The sequence below is a fragment of the Ruegeria sp. CF3 genome, from assembly GCF_056537365.1.
Genome location: NZ_JBQFRK010000002.1, coordinates 212,525 through 227,478, shown reverse-complemented (window position 1 = coordinate 227,478; position 14,954 = coordinate 212,525). Strand labels below are relative to the sequence as shown.

General features: G+C 55.4%; 13 protein-coding genes. 9 read left to right on the top strand and 4 right to left on the bottom strand.

Annotated features, from left to right (window positions below; translation table 11 throughout):
- Window positions 1-48 precede the first annotated feature (48 nt).
- Together ACR0KC_RS08850 and ACR0KC_RS08845 are read right to left on the bottom strand one after the other, a co-directional pair.
- Window positions 49-1,299: an NAD(P)/FAD-dependent oxidoreductase gene (locus tag ACR0KC_RS08850; protein ID WP_480705975.1), complete on the bottom strand. Its 1,251-nt coding sequence runs from the start codon at window positions 1,297-1,299 to the stop codon at window positions 49-51.
- Window positions 1,296-2,429, bottom strand: a complete 1,134-nt coding sequence (locus ACR0KC_RS08845) for an enolase C-terminal domain-like protein (protein ID WP_480771735.1) — start codon at window positions 2,427-2,429, stop codon at window positions 1,296-1,298. Before ACR0KC_RS08845 ends, ACR0KC_RS08850 begins: the two co-directional genes overlap by 4 nt.
- A gap of 96 nt (window positions 2,430-2,525) precedes the next feature.
- On the opposite strand from ACR0KC_RS08845, the gene ACR0KC_RS08840 reads away from it, so the two are divergent.
- On the top strand, window positions 2,526-3,446 hold the full coding sequence (locus tag ACR0KC_RS08840; protein ID WP_480705971.1) for a LysR family transcriptional regulator: 921 nt from the start codon (window positions 2,526-2,528) through the stop codon (window positions 3,444-3,446).
- On the opposite strand, the gene ACR0KC_RS08835 is transcribed toward ACR0KC_RS08840, so the two are convergent.
- Entirely contained in the window at window positions 3,407-5,101 is a 1,695-nt protein-coding gene (locus ACR0KC_RS08835; protein WP_480771734.1) for a thiamine pyrophosphate-binding protein, read from the bottom strand. The two genes, ACR0KC_RS08840 and ACR0KC_RS08835, sit on opposite strands and share 40 nt — an antisense overlap.
- 111 nt (window positions 5,102-5,212) lie before the next feature.
- Here ACR0KC_RS08835 and ACR0KC_RS08830 point away from each other — a divergent pair, with 111 nt between their 5' ends.
- From ACR0KC_RS08830 to ACR0KC_RS08800, 7 genes are all read left to right on the top strand, one after another.
- Window positions 5,213-5,917: a GntR family transcriptional regulator gene (locus ACR0KC_RS08830; protein WP_480705967.1), complete on the top strand. Its 705-nt coding sequence runs from the start codon at window positions 5,213-5,215 to the stop codon at window positions 5,915-5,917.
- On the top strand, window positions 5,914-6,624 hold the full coding sequence (locus ACR0KC_RS08825; RefSeq protein ID WP_480771733.1) for an aspartate/glutamate racemase family protein: 711 nt from the start codon (window positions 5,914-5,916) through the stop codon (window positions 6,622-6,624). Before ACR0KC_RS08830 ends, ACR0KC_RS08825 begins: the two co-directional genes overlap by 4 nt.
- A gap of 193 nt (window positions 6,625-6,817) precedes the next feature.
- Window positions 6,818-7,825: a phosphate acetyltransferase gene (gene pta / locus ACR0KC_RS08820; RefSeq protein WP_480771732.1), complete on the top strand. Its 1,008-nt coding sequence runs from the start codon at window positions 6,818-6,820 to the stop codon at window positions 7,823-7,825.
- A gap of 69 nt (window positions 7,826-7,894) precedes the next feature.
- Window positions 7,895-8,926 (top strand): putative sulfate exporter family transporter, encoded by a 1,032-nt coding sequence (locus ACR0KC_RS08815; protein WP_170625725.1) that lies wholly within the window; start codon window positions 7,895-7,897, stop codon window positions 8,924-8,926.
- Between the two features lie 169 nt (window positions 8,927-9,095).
- On the top strand, window positions 9,096-10,325 hold the full coding sequence (locus tag ACR0KC_RS08810) for an AGE family epimerase/isomerase (RefSeq protein ID WP_480771731.1): 1,230 nt from the start codon (window positions 9,096-9,098) through the stop codon (window positions 10,323-10,325).
- A gap of 144 nt (window positions 10,326-10,469) precedes the next feature.
- Complete coding sequence (locus ACR0KC_RS08805) at window positions 10,470-10,712, top strand: hypothetical protein (protein WP_170509048.1); 243 nt, start codon at window positions 10,470-10,472, stop codon at window positions 10,710-10,712.
- Window positions 10,713-10,758: 46 nt separating this feature from the next.
- Window positions 10,759-12,033, top strand: coding sequence for a hypothetical protein (locus ACR0KC_RS08800; RefSeq protein ID WP_480791140.1), 1,275 nt, complete (start codon window positions 10,759-10,761; stop codon window positions 12,031-12,033).
- 310 nt (window positions 12,034-12,343) lie between these two features.
- Here the strand turns inward: ACR0KC_RS08800 and ACR0KC_RS08795 are convergent, their stop codons facing one another.
- Window positions 12,344-13,825: an aminotransferase-like domain-containing protein gene (locus tag ACR0KC_RS08795; RefSeq protein ID WP_170562173.1), complete on the bottom strand. Its 1,482-nt coding sequence runs from the start codon at window positions 13,823-13,825 to the stop codon at window positions 12,344-12,346.
- 616 nt (window positions 13,826-14,441) lie between these two features.
- Here ACR0KC_RS08795 and ACR0KC_RS08790 point away from each other — a divergent pair.
- Window positions 14,442-14,942, top strand: coding sequence for a TRAP transporter small permease subunit (locus tag ACR0KC_RS08790; RefSeq protein ID WP_170393772.1), 501 nt, complete (start codon window positions 14,442-14,444; stop codon window positions 14,940-14,942).
- Window positions 14,943-14,954 lie beyond the last annotated feature (12 nt).

Here is a 14,954-nt window from a genome sequence, read left to right as displayed (position 1 = left end):
TTTCTCCCTGTTGAGTTTTGAGACGCCGGCGTTCTTCGCCAGTCATTTCTATGTTGCGAAACGTGAGGGCGCGTAGACGCTCATGTCAGTGTTCGGTGTTCTGCCCGCAATCATCTGGGCCAGAAGTCGCCCCGTTTTCGGCCCGCCTGTCAGGCCAATGTGATGGTGCCCAAAGCCCATATACGCACCGCTGATCCCCGGAGCCTCACCGATAATCGGGATCGAGTCGGTTGGTGCTGGGCGGTGCCCCATCCATTCCACTTCCTCCTTCCATGTCAAACCCGGGAAGGCCACCCGGGCATTCTTGCGCATCAATTCAAACGGCGCGCGTGAGGGTGGCGCATCAAGTCCGCCAAACTCCACAATGCCCGCCAAACGAATGCGGCCATCCATCGGTGTGGCGACAAATTTGCCAGAAACCACCATGACCGGACTGCGCGGCATGGCAGAAGGCTCCACCAATTCAAGATGATAGCCGCGTTCGGTTTCAAGGGGAACAGAAATGCCCAAAAGCTTAGCCAAAGGCCCCGACCAAACGCCCGCAGTTACAATTGCCGTATCACACGCGATGGTTTCGCCTGCCGCCCGTATACCGGTTACGCGACCATTTTCCTGAACCACGTCATCGACCGCTGCACGTAGGATTGTGCCCCCATGTGCCTCGACATACGCCGCCAGATCTTTGACGTACCGACCTGGATCCGTGATATGGCCATGATCCGAAAGTTTCGCCGCAAAACCGATATCTTCACTATAGACCGGGTCGTAGGCGTGAAAGCCCGGGCCTTCCAATTCGTCCCATGTGAATCCGTTTCTGCGCCGAATGTCCCAGCCAAACGCATCATCATTGAAATGCGCGCGGTCCTTGTACAGGAACAGATAGTCAGACGGCACGATCCACTTTTCAGCGCCTGTGCCCTCGGCCAACGCTTTGTGGTCGTTCAGGCTATCGCCAACAATTGGCGTCAAAGCTGACGCGATGCGTTCCACATCTGATGCATTCGCATGACTCAGATAGCGGGTTAGCCAAGGGATCAGCTTTGGAAGATACCCCCATCTCAGGAACAACGGCTGAGACGGGCTTAGCAGCATTTTGGGCGCCTTCCGGAGCAGCCCTGGAACAGTCACCGGAACAATCGAGCAGGACGCCAGCACGCCCCCATTGCCATGTGAGGTGCCCTCTCCCGGTCCGGCCTTGTCGATCAGGATTACCTCGTGACCATCCCGCTGCAGCCATACCGCAGCAGACACGCCAACGATCCCGGCGCCGATGATCGCTATGGTCTTCTTCTCGCTCATGCCCCCACCGCCTTGGCCACTGCATAATGCTCAAGCTTGGTTACATCAGGCCTGTTGCCGAGCCCGGGTGCGTCAGGAACTACAACTTCGCCGCTGCTTACTTGGAAGGGGCTTTCAAGAATGTCTTCTTTCAGGAAGTAGGAGGCTTGATAGAACTCGCAGCCCAACGTTATCTCAGGTGTTGCAGCAATCATATGTGTGCCTGCCAGATGCGCCAATCCGGCCTCGAACATATCACCGCCATAGGCTGTCAAACCATGTGCAGCAGCGATACGGGCCACAGTCTGGCCTCGCGTCGGGCCACCTGATTTCATGATTTTCACTGAAACCCCGTCACAGATACCGTCACGCGCTGCCCGTTCCATGTCTTCGGGGCCAAAGACGCTCTCATCAGCCAGAAGTGGGACGTCAATCATCTGTCGCAACTTGCCCATCATGCTGAATTGATGAGCGCGGACAGGTTGCTCAATGAAATCCGGAGCGAATTGCGCAACATCGCGAACCTGTGCCGGTGCATCCTCGATACTGAGTCCCTGATTGTAATCAACACGAACCCTGAAATCCGGATGGTTCTGCGCGAGATACTCCAACCGCATGATATCGAAGGCGTGATCTTTGAACCCGGTCTTGAGCTTTACAATCCGAACGCCATCGGCCTGCAATTGTGACAGCAGCACAACATCCTGAGCAAAATCCGGGTTCGCAATTGAGCAACTGAGTGGAATGGTTGCCCGGCACTTCCCGCCCAGCAGAGACCAAACAGGAACCCCGCTGATTCTGCCCGCAAGATCCAGCAAAGCGGTTTCCAATGCAGCTTTCGCCTCGGTGCAATGAGCCACGGCATAAGCTGCCTGTGCCATGATCGCTGAACGATCACCCACTCTGGCTCCAACCACAAGAGGGCGCAAATAGCGATCAAGGGCTGCATAAGTGGCCTCTGGGGTGCCCGTGAAGACAGACCAGGGAGAGGCCTCTCCAAATCCTTCATTGCCGTCCTCGGATCTCAGCCGTAGGACGACTACTTCGCATATTCCTTCGACGGACCCGATGCCATGATCACGGCGAGACGTCACGGGCAACTCAAGATGCCAGAGATCATAGCCGATTATTTTCTGTGTCAGATCGCCCATTGCACCCTCTGCCAATGGCCAAAGCCTGCCTTGACGGGGATATCATTTCAAATACTATATTATCTAGAGGTCATCAGGAAAAATGATACTATAGCGATGTCCCTGCGATTTCGTCAGCTACAGGCTTTTCACGCCATCATGGAAACCGGCACTGTCACGGGTGCGGCCTCGGTGCTTGGGATTTCACAGCCCGGGATCAGCAATCTGTTGGCACAGCTAGAGCGCGAAGCGCGTTTGCCGCTGTTTGAACGCAACAAAGGCCGGTTGCTGCCTACGCCAGAAGCTGAACTTCTATACCGCGAGGTTGATACGGTTGTTCGGGGGCTGGATCACGTGGCGCAGGCGGTCACGGATCTGCAGAACAAGCATCCGGGTCAATTGCAGATCGCCGCACCACATCTGCTATCCTTCGGCTTCATGCCGCGTGAGATCGCTCGCTTCGCAGAAAGCCGCCCGAACCTGTCGGTAAGCTTTCAGTCGCAGTATTCCTCGAAGATTCAAGAATGGGTAATCTCTGGCCTGTTTGAGATCGGCATTGTCGAGATGCCCATTCTGCATGACACACTGAACTATCAGGTCTTTGAGTTCGAAACGCTGGCGACCTTTCCGGAAACCAGCCCTTTGGCAGATTATGATGTGCTCACACCCGAAATCCTTGAAAACGAACCATTCATCGTGATGGGGCCAGAGCATCAAACCCACCGACGAACTCGGGACACCTTCCAATCAGCGGGGCGCAACTGGCGGACCCAGATTCACACCCATCTGTCAGAAAACCTGCTAAGTTTCGTCAAGCAGGGCATGGGGGTCGCGATGATCGATCCCTTCACTGTCACCTTTGACGACGAGAGCGGGTATCAAACCCGCCCCTTCCGACCGGCTGTGATGCTTGATCTGGCCATTATCACCGCGAAAGGGCGACCCCTATCAACGATTGCACAGGATTTTCTGGCTCAGCTAACCCCTTCGATCGCCTCTTATGCCACCCATTCCGAAACCGGTGCAGCGGCCTCGTGAAGCGGTTGTGAGTAAATGTCGACCAATGTCGGGCCATCATGCTCGATAGCCTGTTTCAGAACTTTGGACAGGTCTTCGGGATCTTTGACAGTCCATGATTTCACACCAAAGGCGCTCGCAACAGCGGCGTGGTCGGTGCGGTTGAAATCAACATTGTAGTATCTCTGCCCAAACCCTGCTTCCTGTCCGGCCTTGATCCAGCCAAAGACCGAGTTCGAGAATACAATTGAGGTGATCGGCATGTTGTGCCGCACCATGGTTTCGAACTCACCACAGGCAAAGCCGAATGAGCCGTCACCCATCACCGACAAGGTTTTGACCGAAGGCCGCCCAAAATGCGCACCCATTGCAGCACCCAATGAATACCCCAACGCCCCATGCGCCCGGTTAGTGATGAAATGCCGCCCCGGTGTCCGCCAGCGGTAATGCGCGCTGAAATATGGGCATGGCGTGCCGGGATCAGCGACAACAATCGCATCATCATCCAGGATATCCATTAGCGAATCCATGACAGCCTCGGGCCGGATCGGCGTTTCTCGGCTGGCTGCAAGCGGGGCGAACGCAGCCAGTTTGGCCGCCCATGCCGCGTTTGATTTGGCCGCCCCGCCCAGCCTGGGCAGGTCTTGGCGTGCCGCCAATGCGTCCGCCAATGCTTCCAGCGCGAGACGCGCGTCGGCACAAATAGCGACTTCGGTCGGATAGTTGGCTCCGATCACCATCGGGTCACTGTCGATATGAATGATGGTGGCATCGCGCGCAGGGCTTCTCCAGCGCTCGGTCGTGACGGATCCTGCGCGACATCCGATGAACAGAACGACATCCGCCGCATCTACCACAGCGCGGGTGGCAGGCACCCCGCCATTCGATCCGACAACACCAAGCGCGAGCGGGTCTGTCTCGGCAATCGAGCCCTGCCCCGACACGGTCGTGGCGACAGGCATATCCAACAGTCCCGCAACCCGGCGCAGTGCGTCGCTTGCCCCTGATAGAACGGGTCCACCGCCACAAACGGCTACAGCGGATTTAGACTTTGAAAGTAACTCAGCTGCCGCCTGGACCGCATCCATATCGGGGCCTGCACGTTCCGCGGGATAGCTGCGATGTCTTGCATCCGCCCATATCTCTGCCTCGTCCACCGGCGCTTTCTGAGTGTCGAAGGGCAAGGCAAGATGTGTGGCCCCAGGTGTACCGGTGGTCATTGCACGGAATGCCGCCCGAACCATGGCCGGCAATCGTGTGGCGTCATCCAGCGACGCATTCCACTTGGCCAGCGGCTTGAACAGCGCGGGTTGGTCCAATTCGGTCAGCGGGTACTTTCCCCGGCTGGTTGTCGCCACATCCGAGGTGATCGCAAGAATAGGAACCGAGCTTTCGTTGGCTTCGACCACGCCAGGTAGAATATAGGTCGCCCCGCCCCCAGACGGGCCTTCGCAGACACCCGGCTTACCTGTCACCCTTGCATAACCATCCGCCATGTAGGCCGCATGACGTTCATCCCGCGTCAGAATGTGCTGAATACCGTGATCCATCCGAGATAGCGCATCATAGAATGGCAAGGTTGTATCACCACATAGGCCGAACATGTGCTTCACGCCATGTGCCTCAAGCATACGGACCATTGCCTCGGCTCCGGTCAGGTAATTCGTTCCTGTCATGGTCTGCGACTCCCTTAATCTAATCTGCACACAGACCTGTATACAGTTTTGTATATTGATTTCAAGACTGGCCTGTGGCACCTGTGGGGCAACGACCAAAAGGCAGTACCAATGGCAGGTCCACGCGTTGATGATATCTACGATCAGGTGAAGGCCATGGCGGTTTCATTCCGCCTGCGTCCCGGCGATCGTTTGAACGAGGTCGCCCTGTCGAAAGAGCTGGGCGTCAGCCGCACCCCTTTGCGCGAAGCACTGAACCGGCTGGTCGCCGAAAGTTTGTTCGACTTCCGCCCGGGACAGGGTTTCTTTTGCCGCCCATTGGATGCCCAAAGCATTTTTGACCTGTTCGAGCTGCGCCAAATCATCGAAACCGCCGCCGTCCGCGCAGCGTGCACCAAGGCCACCACAGAACAACTGCAGGCGCTTCACGACGAACTTTATGCGACGGGTATCGATATCACCGGGCTTACGGTTGAAGAGGCCGTCACGCGAGATGAAGCGTTTCATCTGGGCATCGCCCGGCTGTCTGGGAACATGGAATTGCTGCAAAACCTGATGCGGATTAATGAGCGCATTCGCTATATCCGATGGATTTCCATGAGTCTGGACCGGGTCCAACGCTCAAAAGACGAACATAAGCGCGTCATGCAGGCCTTGATGAACCGCGACGCTGATGAGGCCGCGCAGGCTTTGGGCACCCATATCAACAAGCGGATGGATCAAGTGCAGGACGCGGTGCGCCATGGGATATCAAGCATCTATATGGAAGGGTCGGACGATATCTCGACCCGCATCATTCAGGAGGCGCAGTCATGATCGCGCAGGGCGGAAAATCCATATACGGCGCATCTGTCGGCATCCTGATGTTGGACGCACAGTTTGCACGTATTCCCGGTGATATGGGCAACGCTCGGACATGGCCGTTTCCCGTGCTCTATCGCATCGTGCGCAACGCCTCGCCTGATCTTGTGGTCCGACAAGGTGCTGAAGGAATGCTTGGAGCGTTCATCGATGCCGCACGGGAACTTGTCAAAGACGGGGTTGACGGGATCACCACCAATTGCGGCTTTCTTTCGCTGTTTCAGGATGAACTGGCCGAGGCGGTTCCTGTTCCGGTCGCGACGTCCTCGATGATGCAGGTCGATATGGTGAACCGTATCCTTCCTGCAGGAAAGCGCGCCGGCATTCTAACCATCTCCGCCTCAACACTTACGGATGAGCACCTGCGAAAGGCACAGGTCCCCGACGGAACTCCAATTGGCACCACCGAAGGCGGCAACGAATTCACAACCGCTATTCTCGAAAACGCATTGACGCTGGATGTGGACAAAGCCCGCGACGACAATGTCGAAGCAGCGCTTGCGCTGCAAGCGGGCAATCCCGACCTTGGTGCAATTGTACTGGAATGTACAAACATGTGCCCTTACGCGGCGGACATACAGCAAGCGACCGGTTTGCCCGTGTTTTCTATCGTCACTTTCATCAACTGGTTTCAGGCCGGGCTAAACCCGCCAAGGTTCTGATCAAGTGAACAGTAAGTCCAGAGTAGCCGCCGCCTATAGCCAGATGGCGATTCTGGACCTATCGGCAACAACTTGACGGTGAACCAGAACCAAGCAATCAAGAAACGAAATCGGAACAGCGCCGAAACGATCATCGTTGACCTCAAGGCACCTGTTCCGACACCGATTAACAACAGTTCAGGAAACGAGACGCATGACGAAAACACCGATCGAGCTGTTGGCGGCCAGTGCCTCGGAAACCCGCCCAGTTGTAGCGCTGAGCGAAGGCACCGATCCCCGCATTGTTGCCGGAGGATTAGCCGCCCATAAGGCTGGTCTGGCCAATATTATTCTCGTTGGGCCTGAGGCCGACGTTAAAGCCGCGCTAGCGGCAGAGGGTGGCTCAACCGGGGATGGTATTGCCATCCATGATCCTGCGCATTCGGAACTGACTGACGCTTTTGCGGCCGAGTATCATACTCTGCGCAAACACAAAGGTGTCAGTGAAGCCGAGGCACGCAAAGCCGCAGGATCGCCGCTGGTCTATGCCGCGATGCTGGTGCGAATGGGGCACGCAACAGGAACCGTGGGCGGGGCGGTCCATACCACGGGCGATGTCGTCAGAACTGCTATCCAGGTTATTGGAATGAAGCCCGATACTGGAATGGTATCCTCGTTCTTCCTGATGTACCCACCCGAGGCCGCTGCTGAGGGCGCTCGCGCCATGCTCTATTCAGATTGCGGCTTGGTGATCGATCCGACATCCGAAGAACTGGCAAACATTGCGGCCGCTTCAGCGGTGTCCGCGCGGGCATTGCTGCAGGAAGAGCCAAAGATCGCGATGTTGAGTTTCTCAACAAAAGGCAGCGCCCAACACCCAGCGGTGGACAAGGTCGTCAACGCGACAGAAATTCTGCGGGCGAAACACCCAGAGTTGAATGTGGATGGAGAGCTGCAATTCGATGCCGCCTTCGTGCCGTCGATTGGTGAGCGAAAGTCCCCCGGATCCTCGGTCGCGGGTCAGTCGAACGTCAAGATTTTCCCAAATCTGGATGCCGGAAATATCGGGTACAAGATGACTCAACGGCTGGGCGGTTATCTGGCGATCGGTCCGGTTTTGCAGGGGCTCGCCAAACCGGCCAATGATCTATCGCGCGGATGCAGCGCGGAAGATGTGACGCAGATCATCGCGGTGACCATCCTGCAGGCGCGCGAACCCTAAACTCGGCAGCCCGCCTGCTTTATCGCGCAGGCCCGCGACCCATTCATTACAAACAAAGGACCATCCGTTATGGCGTCCGCCGATCCCTCAGACCTATCCCTCACCGAGCGGAGCAAGGAGCGTGTTCGCACGCTCTTTCCCGGCGTCATGATTGCCGTAACCGTTGCCGTCGCCGCCAAGTTCCTGTCCGAGCATTACGCGACCCCGGCCATGCTGCTTGCCCTTCTTCTAGGGATTGCGGTCAGCTTTCTGGGCGAAGAAGGAAAAACCGTTGAGGGGATCGGATTCGCCGCACGCACACTTCTGCGCCTTGGCGTGGCCTTGTTGGGTGTGCGCGTGTCGATGACCCTGATGCTGGGTCTGGGCTGGGACCTGATTGCCCTTGTGATCGTCGGAGTGCTGTTGACCATAGGTTTTGGCCTGTCCGTAGCTCGTTTTTTTGGCCACAAATGGCGCTTTGCCTTTCTGACCGCCGGTTCGGTCGCAATTTGCGGTGCATCGGCGGCAATGGCGATCAGTGCAATCCTGCCCAAGGACGAACGCTCGGAAGAGCGTCTGATTTTCACGGTCATGGGCGTGACCGTTTTGTCCACCATCGCCATGATCGCCTATCCGATCCTCGTTCGCTCATTAGGGATGAACGATATTGCGGGCGGTGTGTTTCTGGGTGGCACCATCCATGATGTGGCTCAGGTTGTCGGCGCGGGATTTTCGATCTCGGAACAAACCGGAGATACAGCGACGCTGGTCAAATTGTTCCGCGTGGCGATGCTGGCACCGGTGGTTTTGGTCGCTTCACTGATTATTCGTGGCTTTGCTGAAATGGACGCAGACGGGAAACGCCCACCGCTGTTGCCGGGATTCGTGTTAGGATTTCTGGTTCTCGCTGCGGCATCCTCATTCGGATTGATCCCGCCAGCGATTTCAGAATTTCTAAGCCAATGCTCTCGATGGTTGTTGCTTGTTGCGATCGCAGCTGTTGGGATGAAGACAAACCTTAAACAGATCCTGTCGGTCGGTGCAGCCGCAATCGCCCTCATCATAGTGGAGACGTTGTTCATCGCCGTGGTAATTCTGGCCGGGATTAACCTATTAACCTGAAGCAGTTACCAAGAGTTTCCGCCGACTGCGACGGCTGAACGGCAACCCCTGACATTCCGGTGCGGGTTTGCCGATTGCCTTCGTGCGCGGTGTTTGGTTCATTGGCGACTGGCGCTTTGCAGCGCTTTTTCGTTCGATTCCGAATGGTCCCTCAAGCGAGATGAAGAATATGGACAACACCTTGCCTCTGCCACCCGGCCCGCATTCCGAACCGGGCTTTTGGCTTGATACATCTGAACACCGCACGTGGTTGAAAGATCAGGCTATGCGACAGTTGGCGTTTTTCAGCGCAAGTTGTCGGACCGAGCCAGGATTTTTCATCCTCGACCATGATGGCAGCCCGCTGCCAAACACATTGCAGGAACTGCACACGACTACACGCCTAGTGCATTCTTACGCTCTGGGGCATCTGATTGAATTTCAAGGCGCAGAGCGGATCATTGATCACGGTATGGCCTACCTCAACAGCCACCACAAAGACCGGGATCACGCCGGTTACCTTTGGGCTTTGGATGGTGACAACATCAAGGATGATCGCAAACTTGCCTACGGGCATGTCTTTGTTCTGCTCGCTGCCTCAAGCGCAAAACAGATAGGGCACCCGGAAGCTGACAAACTGCTGACCGAAGTCCGAGATGTTTTGGACACCCATTTCTGGGATGATGAGGCCGGGTTGTACTGTGACGAGTGGAACCGCGATTGGACTCCGTTTTCCACATATCGCGGAATGAACGCGAATATGCACGGAGTTGAGGCACTGCTTGCAGCTTTTGAGGCGACAGGCGACGAAATCTATCTTACCCGCGCCGGTCGTATTCTGGATTTCTTTATCGGCCGGATCGCACCTGCTGAAAACTGGCGCTTGCCCGAGCATTTCACCTCAGATTGGCAGATTGACCGGGGCTATGCCGGTGACCCGATGTTCCGTCCCGCAGGCACGACCCCGGGCCATTCGTTCGAGCTTGGGCGACTTCAGCTGCAGCATTGGGATTTATCAGGCCGACCAAACTCGGGCGCGCCCGAGTCATCGCGACGATTGATTGAGCAGGCCCTCAAGGATGCGTGGCTGCCCGGCGGCGGCATGGCATATACGCTGGATTTTGGGGGTCGGGTCGCAAATGCGTCGCGGTTCTGGTGGCCCGTAGCTGAAGCCATTGGTGCGGTTGGAGCCCTGATCGCACTGGATAAAAGGCAAGAGGATGAAATTTGGTACAGAAAACTCTGGACCTTTGCGAATGAAACGTTCGTGGATCACCAACATGGCGGCTGGTTCCCGGCGGTGGATGAATCCGGTGACATCGTGACATCCATCTTTGACGGCAAACCGGATATCTATCATTCATTGCAGGCTTGCCTGTTCCCGCTATCGGGGCGCTTATCGCGGATGGTGCCGCTTTAGCGCGCGGATTCAAGCAGAGCGAGACCCGCATCGAGCCGGCTCAATTGAAGAGTCGGGGCAAATCTGCTATGTTTAATGCATTCAACACCATCCGACGACCTGCGAGTTCGGATGCGTTTCTTGACGAACGGATAGGAGAGTTGAATGGCAAATCAAGCACGTGGAAAGCGAACGACCCGAAAGGGCACACTTGAGGTGAGACCACAACCATCGGCCCATTCCGCCCTGAGCGAACGGGCCAGTGCGTCAGGCCTCATGACCCCGCAAATGCTGAGCGAACGCGATGAGCGCGTCTCAAAAACTCGCAAAAAGGGCGGGCCTGCTTTGGAAGAAGATAATTCGGATCAATCCGGCAATGACGCTGATCCGACGGAACTGGATTACTAATCAATTACGCACATTTTTTTGACATGAGTAGATTACGGAGGCTGCTATGCCCTCGACCCATCAGCCAAGGATTTTCAACACAATAAACCTTACAGATTTCGATACTAACGGCCAAACCTCTACTGTGGGCGAGCCGACAGTTTCCAGCAACGGAGGTCAGATTCTGGCCACTGGCAACTGGTATGCAAGTCGGTCACTGGACGGCGGCCAAAGCTGGTCTCACATGAGCCCTTTCACGTTGTTCCCACCTGTTGACGGGGGGTTTTGCTGCGACCAGACCACGATTTACGACCCAAGCAGGGATCTGCTTATCTGGCTGCTTCAATATATCGAACAGGGGGGCACCAACACACTGCGGGTTGCGGTCAAACAAGGGCGCACCTTGGGGAACGACACATGGAACATTTGGGATTTCACCCCCGCCGGGCTTGATCCCGCGTGGAACAATGAGTGGTTCGACTATAACCACGTTTCGTTGTCCGAAAACTATATGTATGCGGGCACCAATGTGTTCTCGGCCGGGGCTAACCAGTTTACCCGCTCGGTCATTCTGCGGATTTCACTGGACGAACTGGCGACCGCGGCAACGCTATCATTCGACATATTCGAAACAGAAGACAACTTTTCTCTGCGCTGCGTACAAGGCGCACGCGGCGCGATGTACTTTGCCAGCCACAACACGAACTCGCAGATCCGCGTATTCAGATGGGCCGAGAACGCCTCGGACATAGATGAATTCGACATCGATGTCACGCCTTGGTCCGCAGGCAATTATTCCGCGCAGACCACCGGTGGCGACTGGATGTCGCGCACTGATCCACGCATTATGGCTGGTTGGCTGGGACGCGGCGTTCTGGGCTTTATGTGGACAGCTAATCGTCAGACCAACAGGCCACTCCCTTACGTCAGGACCGTCCGCATTGACGAAGCAACCATGTCATTGATTGACGAACCGGATATCTGGAACAGTCAGATCGCGTTCGCCTACCCCTCAACAGCTGTAAACCGGGTTGGTGATGTAGGGCTTTCGGTCTTTGCGGGTGGTGGGAATTTGCATCCGAGCCATGTTGTTGGCTCATACGACGATATCGATCTGACTTGGCGGCTGGCCCTCGCTCGACGGGGCACAGACACTCCGGGTCTGGGAAAATGGGGCGACTACACCAACTGTGCCGAGGTTGCCGATGATGGCTTCACCTGGCTGGCAGCCGGGTACACGCTGCAGGGCGGGAACACCCAAACTGACATCGAACCAACCATGACCTGGTTCGCACAGCAGCGCTATGACGCACCACGTCGCCATCCGCCCGTTATCGTCTAAAACATTATAACCATTTATAATTCAGGGATCTACATCATGCACAGAGCGATTAAATCACAAGGCGTAAAGTCATTCTTGCGGCAGGAAGCCCCCTGGCTACTTATCGCCTTTGTTATTGCTGACCTATTCTACAAATGGGGATCATTCGCCCTGGAATGCGTCGGCTTTCTGTTGACTTGGTACGTCCTGAGCCTTCTAGCCAGCCTGGTGTCACGTATGCTGTGGAGGGAAAACTCAGCTGTCGGAGATTGAACCATCGATCAATCTTTTTAAGCTTGCGGACTATTGGTTTGCCTCCTGCCCTGGTACATTACGAGTTTGTTGCGCGAAGGTCTGAAATCACTTCGGACAACAGCTCAATCCCTTTTCGGATAGAACCGGGTTGGATTGACGAGACGCCAAGACGAAAGTGGTATCTCCCTGCGGTTTTATTTGAAAAACAGGGCCCGATCGGCTCCACAATAACACCGCGTTTTAGGGCGGCTTGACATATCGTCATGGCATCCAACCGGGCCTCGGGATCAGAAAGCACAAAAACCGTTCCGCCAAATTCGCCCGTTTTCAGAAAATGGGGTAGCTTTTCACGGATCGTCGTATCAGCCAGATGCCAGCGCAGCTCATAATTCTGACGAACCCTGCGCAACAAGCCATCATAGTACCCCAAGTTGATAAACGCGGCAGCAGTGTGCTGCAGGATCATCGGGGGATGGCGCATCATCATGCCCCGGCAATCGCGCGCGGCGTCAATAAATTCTGGCGCAGCCGCCAGGTACCCCAGGCGCAAACCTGGTGAAAGACCTTTGGAAAGGCTGCCCAAATAGATCAGTCGATCCGTGTCATCCAGACTGCGCAGCGGCAGCAAAGTAGAATGCCGGTAATCCACATCGCATTCGTAATCGTCTTCGACTATGTAAAAATCATACTCTTCAGCGGCCTGCAGCAAGGCCTTGCGGCGGCGCTCGGACATCGTAACGGTGGTTGGGTGCTGGCGATTGGGGGTTACGAATACCAGGTCAGCCTCGCGCAGACGTTCATCGACGATCAAACCCTCGCTATCAATGGGTTGAAACCTTACATTCCCAAAATTTGCCTGAAGGATCTTGCGTGCATCCGGATATCCCGGATCCTCCATAACCGCAGTTTTATCGCGCCCGCCGAACAACAGGCTGGTGATAAATAACCCGTTTTGCGAACCCAATGTGATCAGGATTGAATCGCTGGGTTCAAAAATACCGCGACGGGGCAGGATGCGCTGCCGGACCTGCTCGATAAGCTCAAAGCAATCCTCGTACAGCCCGTCCGCAGACCAGATTTTCAGGTGCTTTCGATTCATGGCCAACCGAGTGCATTCGCGCCAATCCGCAACTGGGAATGCGCCATCATCGATTTGGTTGCACACAAACGGATAGTCGTACTTGTACCAGTCATTCGGGCGCTGGATGGTTTCGATCTCTTCGGTGCGGCGCAGTTTGTTCAGTTTCTGGCCAATCGATGTGCGCTGTCGGGTGTTGGTTCGCCCAATCGCATCACCGTCCGTGCGAATCCCCACGTCAGAGCAGACATAATAACCCGAGCGGGGCCGGGCCTCGATCAGTTGCTCTTCTTCAAGCTTTCGATAAGCCGCGACGACCGTATTGATCGAAACATCGAGATCCCGCGCCAACCCCCGACATGAGGCAAGCTTTAGTCCAGACGGCATCAAACCTTCAAAAATGAGTCGTGAAATCTGCGAGACGATCTGATCTCGCAAACCGCTGGACTGAGATTTGTCGATGCTCAACCGTTGTGTCATGTCCTGTCAGGCTCTAGTCGCAAATTCTGCGACGCGATTTGCAAACTGTATCCATGTTTTCAAGTGCTCCATGCAAAGTGGAAACGACGCCAAATTCCCAAATTCTGTGCTGGCAATGCTGAAAGCAATAGCGCTCTTACTAAAAGCGGGTTGATGATAACTCAAAAAAGAGGCTTCAGCCAACGCTATGTTTTTAAAGTACTTATACCGACCTGAGATATGCTTAAGCAACCTGCGCTGCCATTGTTGAACTTGTAACATCTTAACGCTCGGGACTGAATCGCGGCATCGAACAGTCACTTGGCGCGATGAAATCTGTACCCATTATTACAAACAACTGTATCTTTCTCAGTCGAACTCCTTCGCGTTTGCTGTAGCGATCCGGGAAGTTCCATGTCGAAATTAGGGATCACCCGGGCCGTTCGATGCGACTAGGGAGGGAGACCGTTCGCATGGTTTTGCAGGAGTGGGATATGCGTCGACTCTGTGAACAGCGATTCAGCAAACGTTTCTCTGATGTCCGTCCGGACCCCGACGCGAAGGGTCAAGTACATCAATTCAGCGCACAGATTTCTTGAGGGAGAACCAGATCCATGAAAAACACAACGAGGTTGGCATGCTGATGCGCGGTCTGGAAAAGCTGACAAGCGCAATCTCAGAAGTCATGGGCCGCATAGGCTGGTTTCTCATCTTGTATTGCATGGCGTTTGGCGTGTCGGACGTATTCATGCGCTATGTACTGAACGCGCCCTCCCAGTGGATCGGCACCACATTGCAAGCTGCGATGGTGTTGTTGGCCTGCACCGGCGGCGTCTATGCGTTGCAGCATGACAGTTTCGTCAAACTCGACCTGTTTTATGCAAACGCCAGCAAGCGGTCAAAAGCGATTTTGGATGTCCTGACGGCACCGATTGCAATCCTGTTTCTGGTCGCATTGATCTGGAAGGGTTACGAAGCCGCATCGCTGTCCTTGATGCTTAATCAGAAGACCCCGACATCCATTCCGATCCCGATTTATCCGATCAAATTTGCGATCCCACTCAGCGGTGCAATGGTTCTCTTGGTGGTCCTGAAACACTTGCTCCGCGATCTGCAAACGATCTTCGGGCGCAGTTAGGCACGCTGTTCT